A 16,368-nucleotide genomic window follows, 5' to 3' on the forward strand; every position below is an offset into this window, starting at 1 on the left:
CCGTGTGGCCGGCGGTCGCGTGTCAGGCCAGCTGCGACCGGAACGCCTTCGCAGCACCCATGAGCTCTTCCACCCGTGCGCGGTCGGCGCGGTTCTCGAACCTGCCGTCGTGCTTGAAATAGGTGCCCACGACGGCCCCGTCGGCCACTGCCAGCTGGTCGGCGACGTTGGAGGCGCGCACTCCGGTGTTGACGAATACCGGCACGTCTCCGGCGTTCTCCTTCACGATGGCCAGCGACTGCGTGTCAGTGGGGGCGCCGGCGGTGAGCCCGGAGACGCAGAGGGCATCGGGGTTGGTCGCGAACACCGTGGAGCGGGCGATGGACCCGAGGTCGCGCTCGGCGAGGTAGGCCGCCGACTCCGGCACGATGTTGAACAGCAGCTTCACGTTCGATGCGCCGATGCGGTGTCGGTGGCGCGCGACCTCACCGACGTTCGTGTTCCAGAGGCCGAAGTCGCTGGCGTAGACGCCGGTGAAGATCTCACGAACGAACGCCGCATCGGTGGCGGTGGCGAGATCGATGGAGGCGCGGCCGTCCCAGAGCACGTTCACGCCGAAAGGCACGGCGAGGTCGCCCTGCAGCGCGCCGATGATGCGAGCCATGCTGATCGCGGTGATCGGCTCGGTCTTCGTGAGGTACGGGAGGCTGAATTCGTTGGAGATGAGCACGGCATCGACGCCGCCGCTCTGCAGCGCGTCGAGCTCGCCCTTGGCGCGATTCACGATCGCGGCCATTCCGGCCGCGGTGTCGTAGCCGGGGTCGCCGGGGAGCGGGGCCAGATGCAGCATCGCCACGATCGGCTTCTGCGTGCCGAACACCTCGGGGAGCCAGTTGGGCATGTCTTTCCTCGTTTCTTCGGAATGGATCACAAACTCTGTGAAAGATTCACGATGAGCAAAGCACAAGTTACTCATTCACACAAGCGTGTCGCCTAAGGTGGGATCTGCCACACGAGGAGGTCGGGATGGAAGCCCATGAGCGCCGCGCGCTGATCGAACAGCGGGTCCTCTCTGATGGGGAGGCCGAGTTCAAGGCCCTCGCGCTGGAGTTCGACGTCTCTGAGATGACCATTCGGCGCGACCTGGAACTCCTCGAGGAGCGCGGCAGCGTGCGCCGGGTTACCGGTGGTGTGATCGCCGCCCACGGGACGGCGGTGGAGCCCGGATTCAACTCTCGGGCGTTGATGGGCGCACGCGAGAAGATCAATATCGCGGCAGCGGCCGTCGCCCATCTCAATCACGGCGAGACCGTCGTCCTCGACAGTGGCAGCACCGCCCTCGCGGTGGCCAGGGCCATCGTCGGCAAAGGCCTCGGACTCACGGTCGTCACGCCGAGCATCCTCGTCGCGCTCGAGCTCCATGACGAGCCGAACACCACGATCCTCGTCACCGGCGGGAGGGTGCGTCCCGGCGAACTCAGCCTGGTCGGAGCCGAGTCGATCGAGGCCTTCAAGCGCTACAACTGCGACGTCTACGTCATGGGCGTCTCCGGCGTCGATGGCAAGCGCGGTCTCTCCGACTACAGCAACGAGGAGGGAGCGGTGAAGCGCGCGGCGATCGAAGCCTGTGACCGCGTCATCGTCGTCGCCGACGCGTCGAAGCTCGGCCGGGTGCACCTGACGAATGTCGCGGGTCCCGGCGAGGTCGACCTGCTGGTCACCGACGGAGCGGTGGACCATCCCGCGCTCGTCGGCCTGCGTGCGGCCGGTGTGCAGATCGAAGCCGTTCCCGCGCTCTAGCTGCGTCGTTCCTTCGGTCTCGCCGTTGCGCAACGGTTGCGCAACGGGTGTGAGATTTCGCATTGACAACCGGCGGGATCACGTTTTACTGTTCCACAGCGATGAGATTTCTTCCCATTCCTCCGTCGGGGTGGTGGAAACTAACACTGGTTCACACACGAAGGAGTGGAACATGCGTAAGACGAAGTTGCTTGCAGGTGTCGGATTCGGTGCCGTGGCGATGCTCGCCCTCGCCGGCTGCGGTCAGGTCGGCGGCACCACCGGTGGTGGCGATACCGGCGGAAGCGCGGAAGACGGCGCGATGGTCACCGTAGTCAAGATCTCGGGTGTCGGCTGGTTCGACCGTATGGAGGTCGGCGTCAAGGAGTTCGCCGAGGAAACCGGGATCGACGCCCGCCAGGAGGGTGCGGACGACGCCAGCCCCGAGAAGCAGATCCAGATCATCCAGGACCTGATCGCCCAGTCACCCGCCGCGATCACGGTCGTCCCCAACTCGCCAGAGGCGCTGGAGTCCGTGCTCAAGCAGGCCAGGGACCAGGGGATCATCGTCGTCGCCCACGAGGCTGCAGGCATCAAGAACGCCGACATCGACATCGAGGCGTTCGACAACCGGGCCTATGGCGCGAAGATCATGGACAACCTCGCCGAGTGCATGGGCGACTCGGGACAGTACGTCTCCTTCGTCGGAGGCCTCACGGCCAAGACCCACATGGACTGGGTGGGCGGCGCCTACGACCAGCAGCAGGCGGAGTACCCCGACCTGACACGTGTCGAGGAGCCGGTCGAGAGCAAGGAAGACGAGAACGTCGCCTACCAGCGGGCGAAGGAGCTGCTCGCGAAGTACCCCGACATCAAGGGCTTCCAGGGGTCGGCCGGCACCGACGTCGCCGGTATCGCCCGCGCCGTGCAGGAGGCCGGTCTGGAGGATCAGGTCTGCGTGATGGGCACCAGCATCCCGTCCGTGGCGAAGAAGTACATCGTCGACGGCTCGATCGACAAGATCTTCTTCTGGGACCCGGCGATGGCCGGCAAGGCGCAGCTCAAGATCGCGCAGCTGCTCGTCGACGGCGAGAAGATCACCGACGGCACCGACCTCGGCATCGAAGGCTACAACTCGCTGAAGAAGCTCGACGGCTTCGACAACGTCTACGTGGGTGACGCCGCCGTCATCGTCGACAAGGACAACGTCGACGACTACGACTTCTGACCCGACGTCCACCACGACTCAGGGCGGGGTCGCCAGCGTGCGGCCCCGCCCCGGAGGAAGAACATGAACGCAGAACAGGCGCAGCCGGCGCCCGAGGCGGGGCACGCACCCGAGCCCAGGCCCGTTCTCGAGGTCACAGGGGTGCGGAAGGTGTTCGGTGGGGTCGTCGCACTCGACGACGTCGCGATCACCCTCTACCCCGGGCGGGTGCACTGCCTGGCCGGCGAGAACGGATGCGGCAAATCCACGCTCATCAAGATCATCAGCGGGGTCGAGAAGCCGGAGGCGGGGGAGATCCTGCTCGATGGCGAACCGCTCACCCATCTCTCGCCGACGCAGGCCCTGCGCGCCGGCATCCAGGTCATCTACCAAGACTTCTCGCTCTTCCCCAACCTGACCGTGGCCGAGAACATCGTGCTCCCGGCCGCGATCGCCGCGCGGCGCAAGCTCTACAGCTCGAAGAAGCGGCGTCCCGAGGCGCAGCGCATCGTCGAGGAGCTGGGGCTCACCCTCGACCTCGACACCGATGTCGAACGGCTCTCGGTTGCCGACCGGCAGCTCACCGCGATCTGCCGGGCGCTCGTGCAGGATGCCAGGGTCATTTTCATGGATGAGCCGACCACGGCTCTCACCCACTCCGAGGTCGAGCGGCTCTTCACTCTCGTGCGCCGACTGCAGCAACGCGGCGTCGCCCTGGTGTTCGTCAGCCACAAGCTCGACGAGGTATTGCAGGTGTCGCAGGACATCACGGTGCTGCGTTCAGGGCGCCTGGTCGCGAACGGTCCGGCCGACGAGTTCGACGTGGCCTCCCTCACCCATGCCATGACCGGCCGTGCGGTGGATGACTCGCGCGTCGTCGTCGAGGTCGACGAGGAGGCTGAGCCGCTGCTGCGTGTGGAGCACCTCGATCTGCCTGGCGCCTTCACGGATGTCTCCTTCGACCTGCAGCCGGGCGAGATCCTCGGCCTCACCGGATTGCTCGGCTCGGGCCGTGGTGAGATCGCCGATGCGCTGTTCGGCCTGCTCACTCCACAGTCCGGAACCGTCACCGTCGGCGGCCGCGCCGTGCGACCAGGCAGCATCCGGGCATCCGTCGACGCGGGCATCGGATACGTGCCGGAGGACCGGCTCACCCAGGGCCTGTTCCTCGACAAGTCGATCTCCGACAACATCATCGCGGGCTCCCTGAGCGAGCACGCGGTCGGCAAGGTGCTGCTGAGTCGAAAGCGCACCGCCGAGACCATCTCCCGACTGTTCTCGCGCCTGCGCATCAAGGCGCCGAGCGTCGAGGCGCCCGTGCGATCGCTGTCCGGCGGCAATGCGCAGCGCGTCGTACTGGCCAAGTGGCTCGCGACCAAGCCGCGGGTGCTGATCCTGAACGGACCGACGGTCGGTGTCGACGTGGGGTCGAAGGAAGAGATCCTGCAGATCCTCCGCGAGGCAGCGAACGACGGGATGGGCGTGATCATGATCTCCGACGACGTGCCCGAACTCGTCTCGCTCTGCAACCGCGTGCTCGTGGTGCGCCGCGGCGAGATCGTCTCACGACTGGCCGGCGACGAGATCGCCGCGCCTCGAATCCAGGAGGTGATGGCCGCGTGAGCGCCACTGACGCCCGCATCCGCCTTCCCCGCATCGGACGCATGTCGAACGAGCTCGTGCTCGCGAGCATCATCCTCGTCCTGGTGATCGTGATGTGCGCCGTGAACCCCGCCTTCTTCAGCGTGCACACGCTGTTCTCCATCCTGCGCTCCACTCTGGTGCCGATGGTCTTCGCGCTCGCGGTGCTCTTCGTGATCATCTCCGGCGGCATCGATGTGTCGTTCGCGGCCATCGGCATCTTCGCCGCCTACACGACCGTGTCACTCGCCCAGGGCGGAACCCTCGACTTCGGACTGATCGGCATCCTCGCGTTCGCGATCGTGATCGGTGGCGCCCTCGGGTTCGTCAACGGCATCGTGATCGCCCGGTTCCGGCTCCCCACCCTGATCGTGACTCTCGCGACGCAGGGCATCTTCAAGGGCGTGCTGCTCGCGTACATCGGCTCCAAGTACATCGCCGAGCTGCCGGATGGCATCTCCTGGCTGTCGACGGCGAACCTCATCTCGATCGAGTCGACCCGCGCCTATCTGCCGATGCTGATCGTGCCGGTCGTGCTGCTCGTGATCGGTGCCGCGTTCGTTCTGCGCCGCACGATGTTCGGCCGCGGCATCTACGCCATGGGCGGCGACCTGGAGGGGGCGCGACGGGCCGGCTTCCCGGTCGTGCGCCTGCAGATCATGCTCTACGTGCTCGTCGGGGCGGTCGCCGCGATCGGCGGACTCATCCACGTCGTGCTCGGGCGCAGCGCCAACCCGCAAGACCTGGTCGGCACCGAGCTCGACGTGATCGCCGCGGTCGTGCTCGGCGGGGCCTCGATCTTCGGCGGACGCGGCACCGTCACCGGCACCGTGCTCGGCGTGCTGCTGGTGCAGATCATCAACAACAGTCTCATCCTGATGGGCGTGCCCACGGCCTGGCAGCGTGCCGCCGTCGGGTTCCTGCTGGTGATCGGCGTGGGGATCCAGGCCGTCATGGCCCGCCGCGCCTCTCGTCGGACGTTCGTCCTCGACACGGTGAAGGAGTGACCATGCCTCAGACGACCCCTCCCGGGCAGTTCGCCCGGATGAACGACCAGGTCGATCGGTCGGTGCGGTCATTGCTCGGCCGTATCCACGTGAATCGTGGCGTCGGCCGGATGCTGGTGCTGTTCGCACTCGCGTTCGGACTGTTCGCGATCCTGAGCCCGAGGGTCTTCCTCAATCCGATCAACCTGCAGAACATGATGGTCGCCTCGCCCGAGGTCGGCATCCTCGCCATCGCCATGGCGCTCGCCATGCTCACCGGAGGGATCGATCTGTCACTGGTGGCGATCGCGAACCTCTCGGCGATCACCGTCAGCACGATGTTCACGGCGATCGCCAGCAGCGATCCGGCGACCGCCGAGTCGATGGGCGGCCTCATCGCCCTGGTCGGCGTCCTGGTCGGCGCGCTCGCGGGAGCCGTCAACGGCTTCCTGATCGCGACGGTAGGCATCACGCCTATCCTCGCGACGCTGGCCACGATGCAGATCTTCAACGGCATCGCGATCGTCTGGACCGGGGGCACCACGCTCTACGGCGCCCCGGCGGTGCTCTCCACGGTCGGGCAGGCGACGGTCGGCGGCATCCCTCTTCTGTTCCTCGAATTCCTCGTGGTCGCTGTTCTGATCGGGGTGCTGATCACGCGTACGCCGTTCGGACGACGCACACAGCTGCAGGGGGCGAACTCGACGGCCGCGATGTACTCCGGCATCCGCAGCACGAGCGTGCTCTACGGCACGTACGTGACGACGGGTGTGCTCGGCGGCATCGCGGGTCTGGTGTTCCTCTCCCGCAACCCGACGGCGAGCGCCGACTACGGCACGTCGTACGTGCTGCTCGTGATCGTGATCGCGGTGCTCGGCGGCACGAACCCCACCGGCGGGTTCGCGACCATCACCGGAGTGGTCCTCGCGACGCTCGTGCTGCAGGTCGTGCAGTCCGGCTTCACGGCGATCCGGCTCTCGGCCTACGAGTACGCGATCGCGCAGGGGGTGATCCTGATCGCGGTGATGGTGTTCGATCAGGTGAGGGTCAAACGAAGGCCGCGCCGGGCACCCAGCAGTCAGACCGAGACGATCGCGCTCGCAGAGATCCCCCGGGCCTGACCCGCGCATCCGAAAGGCATCCTGATGGAACTGTTCCTCGGCATCGATGTCGGAACCTATGAGACCAAGGGCGTGCTGATCGATGCCACAGGTCACGTGCACGCCGAGGCGCGCGTCCGGCACGGGATCAGCACTCCCGCGCCTGGCATGGTCGAGCAGGATGCCGATGCAGTGTGGTGGCACGATGTCGTCGAGGTCGCCTCGACGCTACGGAAGGCGATGCCGGATGCCGTGATCGCCGCGGTCGCCTGCAGCGCGATCGGTCCGTGCGTGCTGCCGGTCGATGCCGAGCTGCGTCCGCTGCGCCCGGCCATCCTCTATGGGGTCGACACCAGGGCCACTGCGGAGATCGACATCCTCGAGACGCGCCTCGGGCGCGAGGAGATCTTCCGGCGGGCGGGCAATGCGCTGACGAGTCAGTCCGCGGGCCCGAAGATCCTGTGGATCGAGCGCAACGAACCAGCAGTCGCCGCACGCACCCGGTGGTATCTCACCAGTCAGAGCTACCTGGTCGCGCGCCTTACCGGCGAAGTCGTGATCGACCACGCGACGGCGGGGTACTTCCACCCCGGCTATGACCTCGCTCGGCTCGACTGGGGCCTCGATGGGATCGACGACCTGATCCGCCCGGAGACTCTGCCGCGGCTCGGGTGGTCGACGGATGTCGCGGGCACGGTCACAGCCGCGGCGGCCATGGCGACCGGCATCCCCGAGGGCACTCCGGTGCTGGTGGGCACGACGGATGCCGTCGCCGAGGCGGTCGGCGCATCGGTCGTGGCCACCGACGACCTGATGCTCATGTACGGATCGAGCGGGTACTTCATCCGCGTGACCGACGAGCCGCATGCGGATCCGCGGCTGTGGGCGGCGCCGTTCGCTTTGCCCGGGCGTTATGTCCTCGCTGCCGGAACCTCGACGGCGGGCACGGCGACGCGATGGATCGCCGACATGCTCGGACTCGACCACGGCGACGGCGACACGGCGATGTTCGCGCGCCTGATGGAACTCGTGCGCTCAGCGCCGCCGGGCGCGAACGGCGTGCTGCACCTGCCGCATTTCAGCGGGGAGCGCACACCCCTGCACGACCCCGATGCCAGGGCCTTGTTCAGCGGTCTCACGCTCGCGACCGGTCGTGCCGATCTCGCCCGTGCGGTGGTCGAAGGGGTCGGGGAGTCGATCGCGCTCGCGGTCTCCGCATTGCTCGATGCCGGTGCTGCCGAGCCGCGCGTGGTCGCGATCGGCGGCGGAACGCACAACGAGGTGATGGTGCAGACGGTCAGTGACCTGACGGGTCTTCGTCAGCAGACCGCCGCGACGCTCGGGGCGGCCTACGGGGATGCGATGCTCGCGGCGATCGGCCTGGGTGCCGTGACGGAGAAGCAGGCAGCAAGCTGGGTCGCCTTCTCGGGCGAGGTCGTACCCCAGGAGAATCCCGCCCCGCAGTTGCAGGCCGCCTACGAGAGTTTCCCGAAGACGTACCGCGCCCTGCGCGCGCTGAGAGAGGTGGACTGATGAGCAGGTGGCAGGAACTGGCGGAGCATCTCGCCGAGGTGAACGAGGTCGGCGAGGGCACGAAGGTCTCGGTGTTCGCGACGACCTCCTCGGTGCTCGATGCCGTGGACGCCTTCGTGGAGGAGGTGTATCGCCGGGGCGGGATGCCCCAGGTGCTGCTCGTCGAGGAGAAGTACGACCGGTTCGCGCTCGAACACGGGAGCGAGTCGCTGCTGCGTGAGGCCGCACCGCTCGAGCTGGCTTCGATGGAGTGGGCCGATGTGCACGTCTCGTTCCGAGGTATGGAACCGCCGGCGGAGGAGATCGACGGCGCCAGGCTCAGCCTGCAGCGCGAGGGCAAGGGCCTCGTGTCGACCGCACGCTGGCAGGGCACCAAGTGGACTCTCGTGCGCATCCCCACCCCTGAGTGGGCGGCGCTCATCGGTGTGCCCCGCGCGCAACTGGAGCGGGAGTTCTTCGCCGGCACGCTCGCCGACTGGGCCGCGCACCGCGCGCACCTCGAACAGCTCTGCGTCGAGTTGAAGAGCACGTCGGTCGTGCGCATCCTCGACGACGACACCGATCTGCGCCTGAACTGCGCCGGCCGCACCTGGGTGCCGTTCGCGGGGGAGGCGAATCTGCCCGACGGCGAGGTCGCCACCGCTCCGGTGGAAGACGGCGTCGACGGGCACATCACGTTCCCCGGTTCGTTCTGGTTCGGCGGGGCGACCATCTCCGACCTGCGGCTCGAATTCGTGGCAGGGCGGGTGGAGAAGGTGTCGGCCACCCGCGGCCTCGACCTCGTGGAGCGCATCCTCGAGGCCGACGGCGCCCGCCGCGTGGGCGAGCTCGGTATCGGCACCAACCCGCATGTGCAGACGATGACCGGCGACCTGCTGATCGACGAGAAGATCCTCGGCACGGTGCACATCGCGCTCGGCCGCTCCTACCCGCAGTGCGGGGGCAAGAACGAGTCGGCCATCCACTGGGACATCGTGAAGGACCTGCGGTCCTCTGGCAGGCTCGAGGCCGACGGGCGGGTGCTCATCGACCGCACGACCTACGATCCGATCCTCTCCGGGCAGGAGCACTGACATGCGCAAGATCATCAACGACCCTCAGACGTTCGTAGACGAGACGCTCGAAGGCATCCTCCTCGCGCACCCCGACGAGCTGCGGGCGGTCACGGCGGACCGACGTGCGCTGGCGCGGACGGATGCTCCGGCACCGGGGCGCGTCGGCATCGTCACGGGTGGCGGTTCGGGGCACCTGCCGTTCTTCCTCGGCTACGTCGGTCGCGGCCTGTGCTCGGCGGTCGCCGTGGGGAACGTCTTCTCCTCGCCGAGCTCCGCCCAGATCCATGCCGCGTCCGTCGCCGTGCACTCCGACGCCGGACTCCTCTACCTCTACGGAAACTACGGCGGCGACGTGCTGAACTTCGACATCGCCGCCGAGCGCTGCCGTGCCGAGGGCATCGAGGTGCGCACGGTGCTCGGTGCCGACGACATCCAGTCCGCGCCGACCGATCGCGCGGACTCCCGCCGTGGTGTGGCAGGGCTCGTGCTCGTCTACAAGGTCGCGGGGGCGATGGCCGACCGCGGGGCCTCCCTCGACGAGGTCGAGCGGGTGACCCGCAAGGCGTCGGAGTCGACCCGCACCATGGGGGTCGGCCTGTCGCCGACCGTGCTCCCGGCAGCGGGGGAGGAGACCTTCACGCTCGATGAGGGCGAGATGGAGATCGGTGTCGGCATCCACGGAGAGCGCGGCACCCACCGCGGCCCGTTGGAGACGGCAGATGCGATCACCGACCGGTTCCTGGCTGAGATCGGGACGGAGCTCGACCTGACCGAGGGGCGCCGAGTGGCCGTGCTCGTGAACGGGTTGGGCTCGACGCCGCTCGAAGAGCTCTACGTGATGTATCGGCGGGTGCATCACACGCTCGCGGACGCCGGGGTGACCATCGGCTACCGGCTCATCGGCGAGTACGTCACAAGCCTGGAGATGGCCGGAGCCTCGCTGTCGATCATGCAGCTCGACGACGAGTTGGAGGAGCTGCTGCACGACCCGGCGGGATCACCGTTCTTCCGTCAGGGGGCGGCTCCGGTGGGGCGCGTGCTCATGGCCGAGACCGCCGTTGACGAAGACGCGGCCACGGTCGAGGTGACCCTGGCCGGATCCCACAGCGACCTGCGCGACCTGCTCCTGACCGTGCTGCCGCAGATGGAGCGGCACCGCGAAGAGCTCCGCACCCTGGATGCCGCGCTCGGCGACGGCGACCTCGGTGTCACGGTCGCGGTCGGCAGCGCGGCGGTCGCCGATGCACTGCGACAACTTCCGGATGACCTCGACGCCCGCAGCATCCTGCGCGCGGCGGGTGATGCGTTCGCCGCAGCGAACCCCTCGACCTTCGCGGCTCTGCTCGGAAGCGGCCTGCTCGCCGCTGCGGAGCAGGTGCCGCAGGGGATCCACCTCGATCGCGCTGGCCTCGTCGACATCGTGCAGACGGTGGCGGCGAGGATCGGCGCGCAGGGCGGGGCCGTGCGCGGCGACAAGACCGTCATCGACGTGCTGCTCCCCGTCGCGGAAGCGCTGGAGGCCGGAGCGGATGCGGCCGGAGCATCGGAGGCGGCGCTCGCCGCGGTCACCGAGAGCAGCGGATGGCAGTCTCGGCGTGGTCGGGCGGGCTGGCAGCAGGAGCGCTCGGTCGGTCACGCGGATCCCGGCTCGGTCGCCGTGGCACGGTTCCTCGAGGAGGTCGTGAGAGAGCAGCAGGGCACAGGTCAGACCGGCGTCTAGGGCGCGGTGCGGGTCAGCCCCGCCGGCGACTCGCGATCTCGTCGGCGAGCTCCTGAACACGGACGGGGTCGGCGTCTTCGGCGAGGGCGACGTAGTGGTCCATGACCGCCGGACGGTAGCGCACCGGCATCGTCTGCCCGGGTGCGAGCCGGGTGAGCGCGGTGATCGTGAGGTCTTCGTCCGCGATGCCGCGGAACGAGATGCCGTCGGCGGTCTCCACATCGAGCATCAGGACCACGCGGGGACTGCCGTCGCTGCTGACCTCCCGCCAGTCGACGAGAACGCCGAGCGCGAGCGTGCCTGTGCGCAGTTCCGCATTGCGCCTGCGTGCCTCACCGCTCAGGAGCGGGTTCGGGGCGACGCCGGGGAAGTCGGGTCCGACGCCGAGCGATTTCCGACTCAGGTCGGGACGGAGCTGCTCCATCAGGTCGTCGAGCTTCTGCTTCCTCTTCTTCGAACCGAACACCAGAGCCCTCCCTCGCGCCGGTGCCCGGATCTCGGCCTGGCGCTTCGCCTCACCGCGATTGTAGGGGCGCCGGTCCCCGTCCAGCCCCGTTCGGGTGAGAGATCGCGGGCTTTCGGATCGGTCTACGCGACCGGCAGGTGCGGTGGATGGGCGACGATGCCGCCCCGCATCGTCGCCGGACGCTTCACGATGAGCCCTGCCTCTTCGGCGATGAGCGCGCCCGCTGCCCAGTCGAACTCGTACAGGTCGGTTTCGATGAAGGCGTCGACGCTGCCCTCTGCGACCAGGCACAGTCCGAGCGCGGCAGACCCGATGCTGCGCAGATCCGTGAACGCCGACATGCGCGTCGGGAGCTCCGCGAGCTGCCGCGCCCGCTGCTCGGGGTCGTAGGAGAACCCGACGGCGAGCAGCACGGGAGTGGCGTCGGTCGCCGGTCCGCGCAGCCGTATCCGGATGCCGCCAGACTCGCGGTACGCGCCGAGTCCTGACCCCGCGGAGTAGACGTGATCGAGCTCGGGCGCATGCACGACGCCGGCGAGCCAGACACCGGAGTCCACGTCATGCACAGCGACGGACGACCCGTAGTGCGGCAGCCCGCGCACGAAGTTCGATGTGCCGTCGAGCGGGTCTATCGACCAGCGGAGCGCGGAGCCGCCGCCGGTGGTCGCATACTCCTCACCCGACACCTCGTCGTCGGGGCGGTGCTCGGCGAGCACGGCGCGGATAGCGCGTTCGGCCCGCAGATCGATCTCGGTGACCACGTCGCCGGATGCGCCCTTGGTGCGGAGTCCCAGTCCATCGGAGGAGGCGTCGCGATCCCTCGCCGCCTCGGCGAGCACGGCGGCTCCGGCTGAGGCCGCGGAGAGGGCGATGTCGAGCAGGTCGGATGCAGACGGCATGGCGATATCGGTCCTCCGGTGGGCGATCCTCCAGCGTAGCGCCGGCCGGCTCACGCGGAGGGGGTCAGGCGCGGTCGTGGAGGGTGATTCGGTATCCGTCCGGGTCGGCGAAGGTGAAGGTGCGCCCGAAGGGGCCATCGATCGGATCCGCGACGATGGTGTGGCCATCGGCGAGGAGCGCATCGTGGATGGACTGGACATCAGTGGCGTGAAGCCAGATCGCGGTGCCGATGCCGGGCTGGGCGACACCGGTCAGGTCGGTGCCCGGGGCGATGTCCCGGAGGGCGAACGCGATCGGAGCCGTCTCGAAGACGACAGCGTGAGGCGGTCCTGCCGGGGAGCGGACGAGGCCGAGGTACTGCTCGTAGAACGCCTGCGAGGCGTCGAGGTCGCGTGCCTGAAGGGAGATGAAGTCGGGGCCGGTGACGGGCATGAGGCAAGTCCTTCCATTTGTGTCAGTTTTCTGACACGGGTCAGCGTATGTCAGAATACTGACATGAGTCAAGACCACGACGGGATCGACCTCGACACCTCGTTGGGCTACCTGCTCAAGGAGGCGTCCAGTGCCCTGCGCGCTGCGATGGAAGAGGTGCTGCGCCCGCTCGGGATGACCATCACCCACTACTCCTGCCTCGAACTGCTGGCGCAACGACCCGGCCTGTCGAACTCCGAGCTCGCACGAGGTGCATTCGTCACGCGACAGTCGATGAACGTGCTGCTGCAGGCGCTGGAGCGGGACGGGTTCGTGACCAGGCCGGCAGAGGCCCCGGTCGGTAAGGCTCTCCCCGCCCGCCTCACCGACCGCGGTCGTGAGAGTCTCGCGACGGCGACTGCCGCCGTCCGCTCGGTGGAGGTCCGGATGCTGTCCGGGATGACCGAGGACGAGCAGGCGGGAGCGCTGAAGATCCTCCGGAGCATGATCCGCTCGCTGCGGGAGGAGTCCTAGCCCCGGGCGGATCAGCGTCGCGCGACCACCAATGGAACCCCGGTCACGGGGTGCGGGAACACGTCGACCGCCTGGCCGTAGACCTGCTCGATCCGCTCGGCGGTCAGCACCTCGGCCGGAGTGCCCGTCGCCGCGACCCTGCCCTCGGCGAGCAGCGTGACGCGGTCGGCATGCGCGAGGGCGGCATTGAGGTCGTGCAGCACGATGGCGACCGCGATCCCGGCATCCGCGCGTCCGCGGATCAGCCGCATGACGTCTTCGTGGTGCTTCAGGTCGAGAGCCGCGGTCGGTTCGTCGAGCAGCAGGAGGCCGGTGTGCTGGGCGAGCACGCGGGCGAGGGCGACCCTGGCGCGCTCGCCGCCGGACAGCGACGGCACCGCGCGGGCCCGGAGTGCCGTGACCTCGGTCTGCGCCATCGCTGCGGACATCAGCTCGTCGTCGTCCTCGGCCGCCGGGGTGCGTGCCCAGGGCGTCCGCCCCATGCGCACGACCTGCTCAGTGCTGAACGGAAACGTGACGGTGTTCTCCTGCAGCAGCACGGCCCGCTGCTGGGCGAGCACGCGCGGCTTCACGCGGTCGATCGGCCGGCCGTCGAGCTCGACCTTTCCCGCCTGTGCGGCGACGTCGCCGGATAGCACTCCGAACAGGGTGGATTTGCCCGCCCCGTTCGGCCCGACGAGAGCGTGGACCTCTCCGGAGCGGATCGCGATGGACGCGTCGTCGAGGATCGTCCGCCCTTCGCCGACGCGCACGGTGAGTCCCGACCCGCGGAGCCTGACGGTCATGCCCACCCTCCCGAGCGACGACGGGTGCGCACGAGAAGCCACAGGAAGAACGGGCCGCCCACGAGCGAGGTGATCATGCCGATGGGCAGATCGGCGAGCGGCACGGCCGTGCGGGCCACGAGGTCGGCGACCGCGATGAGCAGTGCGCCGCCGAGCGCCGAGGCGATCACGAGCGGCACGTGGGCGGGGCCGATCATCATCCGCATCAGATGTGGCACGACGAGACCGGCGAATCCGATGATCCCGGCGAAGGCGACCGCCGCGCACACCAGCAGCGCGACCGTCACGATCACCACGATCCGCAGCAGCTCGACATTGACGCCGAGGTGTCGCGCGGTGCGCTCGCCGAGCGCGAAGAGATCCAGGCTCGGTGCGACGATCAGCGCGACCGCCGCACCGATCAGCACGAGCGGTGCGACGAGCTGAATGTTCGACCACAGCGCGCCGTTCAGCGACCCGAGCTGCCAGAACACGATCTGCTCGCGGGTGGATGTGGTGCCGAGGAAAGTGAAGAAGGCCATGCCGGCACCGGCGATCGCATTGATGGCGATACCGGTGAGCAGGAGGGTCACGACCTCGGTGCGACCTCCGGAGCGACTGATGAAGTACACCGAGAACACCGCGACCAGGCCCCCGAGGAATGCGAACGCGGGCGTGGTCCACATGCCGAAGGTCGCGAGCCCGAACGTGATGCTCGCCGCTGCGCCGAGGGCCGCGCCCGAGGAGACGCCGACCACGCCCGCGTCGGCGAGCGGGTTGCCGAAGATCGCCTGCATGAGCACACCCGAGACCGCGAGGGCGGCGCCGACGAGGAGGCCGAGCACGATGCGCGGCATGCGCAGGGTGAAGATCACGCCGTAGTCGGTGGATGCCGACGGAGCCCACGCGGTGTCGACCCCGACGCCGCGCAGGAGCACGCCGATGAGGGAGGCGGGGGAGAGGTTGTACTGCCCGCTCGTGATCGACACGATGCACGTGATCGCGAGCGCGATCCCCAGGCCCACCGTCACCAGGGTGAAGCGCAGGCCCCGGTGCCTCGTCGGAGTCGGGGTGACGACCTCCCCGGTCACTTCGCGGGCTCGGGGGCGTACAGGGCGCGGGCCAGAGCGCCGATCACGTCGGCGGTGCGCGGACCGAAGCTCAGGATCTCGCTGTCGGCCATGTCGATCACGCGACGGTTCGCACCGGCGGGGGTCTGCGCCACGGCGGGGATCCGCTCGATCAGCCCGTCGATGCCGCCCACGGATTCGAGCCCGTCGGTCATCATCACCAGCACGTCGGGCTGCGCGGCGACGAGGGCCTCGGCGGTCATCGGCTTCATGCCCTCCCACCCGATCTCGGCCGCCACATCGACCCCGCCCACCGCGTCGATCAGCGAGTCGGCTCCGGAGTCCTCTCCGAAGATGTAGTAGACGTTCGCGCTGCCGCGGACGTAGAGGAACAGCATCCGGGCGCGATCGGCTTCGTCGGCGGGAACGATCTCGGCGATCTCCGCGAGCGTCTCGTCGACCGAGGCGTCCAGTCGATCGATGAGCGCTTCCCCGCGGCGAGGCACGCCGAGCGCGGTGGCGATCTCGGTCACGAGTGCGTCGGTGGTGTCGAGCCGACGGTCGCTGGAGATCACGACGACGGCGATGCCCGCGTCGCGCAACTGCTGACGCACCTCCTTCGGGCCGATCGTGGTGTCGGTGAGGACGACGGTCGGGGCCAGCTCGAGGATCGCCTCGGCGTTGAGCGTGTGGCCGGTCTTGGTCACGACGGGAAGGTCTTCGGTGCCGGCGAAGACGGTGGAGGCGTCGCGACCGACGACCTGATCGCCGAGCCCGAGTGCGAACACGGTCGACGCGATCGTGCCCGAGATGTCGATCGGGAGGATCCGGTCGATATCGGTGATCTCGATCTCGTGGCCTTCGCTGTCGGTCACCGTCACAGGCAGCGTCGGAGCGCTGTCGTCGTCGACGGGCGCGATCGCGTGGGTCGAGAGGCAGGCGGTGGATGGGCCGGTGTGCGCGCGGACGTCGTCGATCAGATCGAGTGCGGCGAGCGGGAGGGATGCCTGGGGGCAGTCGTCGTCGGCGACGGCGGCCGGTGCGGCCGTGCCTCCCGGCTCGGTGCAGGCCGTGAGCCCGACGGCCAACGCGGCGACGAGGAGAAGGGCGGAAGCGCGACGCATTAGGCAAGGCTATCCTAAAACTTGACGCGCGCTGATTCCCCCCTCTACGCTCAGGGTCGGCGGCTTACTTAGCTGAGCCTAACCAAAATTTAACCCTCGCCCGACTGCATTGCGGCACCGCCGGCGCGCGTGTGCTTC

16 protein-coding genes are annotated in these 16,368 nt (G+C 68.5%); 9 read left to right on the plus strand and 7 right to left on the minus strand.

All coding sequences use genetic code 11. The features are described from left to right. Positions 1-22 precede the first annotated feature (22 nt). Entirely contained in the window at positions 23-841 is an 819-nt protein-coding gene (locus GLO27_RS03875; protein ID WP_021199209.1) for a BtpA/SgcQ family protein, read from the minus strand. A 125-nt stretch (positions 842-966) separates the two neighbouring features. On the opposite strand from GLO27_RS03875, the gene GLO27_RS03880 reads away from it, so the two are divergent. From GLO27_RS03880 to GLO27_RS03915, 8 genes are all read left to right on the plus strand, one after another. Beyond that, on the plus strand, positions 967-1,740 hold the full coding sequence (locus GLO27_RS03880; protein WP_021199208.1) for a DeoR/GlpR family DNA-binding transcription regulator: 774 nt from the start codon (positions 967-969) through the stop codon (positions 1,738-1,740). Positions 1,741-1,912: 172 nt separating this feature from the next. Next, a complete protein-coding gene (locus tag GLO27_RS03885) occupies positions 1,913-2,947 on the plus strand; it encodes an autoinducer 2 ABC transporter substrate-binding protein (protein WP_021199207.1) in 1,035 nt (344 codons plus the stop codon). Positions 2,948-3,010: 63 nt separating this feature from the next. Next, positions 3,011-4,549, plus strand: a complete 1,539-nt coding sequence (locus GLO27_RS03890; RefSeq protein ID WP_021199206.1) for a sugar ABC transporter ATP-binding protein — start codon at positions 3,011-3,013, stop codon at positions 4,547-4,549. Then, positions 4,546-5,574 (plus strand): ABC transporter permease, encoded by a 1,029-nt coding sequence (locus tag GLO27_RS03895; RefSeq protein WP_231479891.1) that lies wholly within the window; start codon positions 4,546-4,548, stop codon positions 5,572-5,574. Before GLO27_RS03890 ends, GLO27_RS03895 begins: the two co-directional genes overlap by 4 nt. Before the next feature lie 2 nt (positions 5,575-5,576). After that, a complete protein-coding gene (locus GLO27_RS03900; RefSeq protein WP_243844725.1) occupies positions 5,577-6,674 on the plus strand; it encodes an ABC transporter permease in 1,098 nt (365 codons plus the stop codon). Positions 6,675-6,698: 24 nt separating this feature from the next. Continuing rightward, on the plus strand, positions 6,699-8,186 hold the full coding sequence (locus GLO27_RS03905) for an FGGY family carbohydrate kinase (protein ID WP_167253695.1): 1,488 nt from the start codon (positions 6,699-6,701) through the stop codon (positions 8,184-8,186). Further along, positions 8,186-9,259: an aminopeptidase gene (locus GLO27_RS03910; protein ID WP_051670959.1), complete on the plus strand. Its 1,074-nt coding sequence runs from the start codon at positions 8,186-8,188 to the stop codon at positions 9,257-9,259. Before GLO27_RS03905 ends, GLO27_RS03910 begins: the two co-directional genes overlap by 1 nt. Position 9,260: 1 nt before the next feature. Beyond that, positions 9,261-10,961 (plus strand): dihydroxyacetone kinase family protein, encoded by a 1,701-nt coding sequence (locus GLO27_RS03915; protein WP_167253697.1) that lies wholly within the window; start codon positions 9,261-9,263, stop codon positions 10,959-10,961. A 13-nt stretch (positions 10,962-10,974) separates the two neighbouring features. Here the strand turns inward: GLO27_RS03915 and GLO27_RS03920 are convergent, their stop codons facing one another. The 3 genes from GLO27_RS03920 to GLO27_RS03930 all read right to left on the minus strand — a co-directional run bounded on the left by GLO27_RS03920 (position 10,975) and on the right by GLO27_RS03930 (position 12,759). Continuing rightward, a complete protein-coding gene (locus GLO27_RS03920) occupies positions 10,975-11,427 on the minus strand; it encodes a hypothetical protein (protein WP_029258779.1) in 453 nt (150 codons plus the stop codon). Between the two features lie 122 nt (positions 11,428-11,549). Further along, positions 11,550-12,326, minus strand: a complete 777-nt coding sequence (locus tag GLO27_RS03925) for an inositol monophosphatase (RefSeq protein ID WP_167253699.1) — start codon at positions 12,324-12,326, stop codon at positions 11,550-11,552. A gap of 64 nt (positions 12,327-12,390) precedes the next feature. Next, complete coding sequence (locus GLO27_RS03930) at positions 12,391-12,759, minus strand: VOC family protein (protein WP_021199198.1); 369 nt, start codon at positions 12,757-12,759, stop codon at positions 12,391-12,393. 63 nt (positions 12,760-12,822) lie between these two features. Between GLO27_RS03930 and GLO27_RS03935 the strand changes: the two genes are divergently transcribed. Then, positions 12,823-13,272, plus strand: coding sequence for a MarR family transcriptional regulator (locus tag GLO27_RS03935; protein ID WP_029266907.1), 450 nt, complete (start codon positions 12,823-12,825; stop codon positions 13,270-13,272). A gap of 11 nt (positions 13,273-13,283) precedes the next feature. On the opposite strand, the gene GLO27_RS03940 is transcribed toward GLO27_RS03935, so the two are convergent. From GLO27_RS03940 to GLO27_RS03950, 3 genes are read right to left on the minus strand one after another with little or no spacing between them, the layout of a single operon-like run. Continuing rightward, positions 13,284-14,057, minus strand: a complete 774-nt coding sequence (locus GLO27_RS03940; protein ID WP_167253701.1) for a heme ABC transporter ATP-binding protein — start codon at positions 14,055-14,057, stop codon at positions 13,284-13,286. After that, entirely contained in the window at positions 14,054-15,127 is a 1,074-nt protein-coding gene (locus GLO27_RS03945; protein WP_167253703.1) for an iron ABC transporter permease, read from the minus strand. Before GLO27_RS03945 ends, GLO27_RS03940 begins: the two co-directional genes overlap by 4 nt. Further along, on the minus strand, positions 15,124-16,230 hold the full coding sequence (locus GLO27_RS03950) for an ABC transporter substrate-binding protein (RefSeq protein WP_167253705.1): 1,107 nt from the start codon (positions 16,228-16,230) through the stop codon (positions 15,124-15,126). The genes GLO27_RS03945 and GLO27_RS03950 overlap by 4 nt, the downstream gene beginning before the upstream one ends. Positions 16,231-16,368 lie beyond the last annotated feature (138 nt).

The organism is Microbacterium sp. Be9 (assembly GCF_011754135.1).
Classification (GTDB): Bacteria; Actinomycetota; Actinomycetes; order Actinomycetales; family Microbacteriaceae; genus Microbacterium; species Microbacterium maritypicum_A.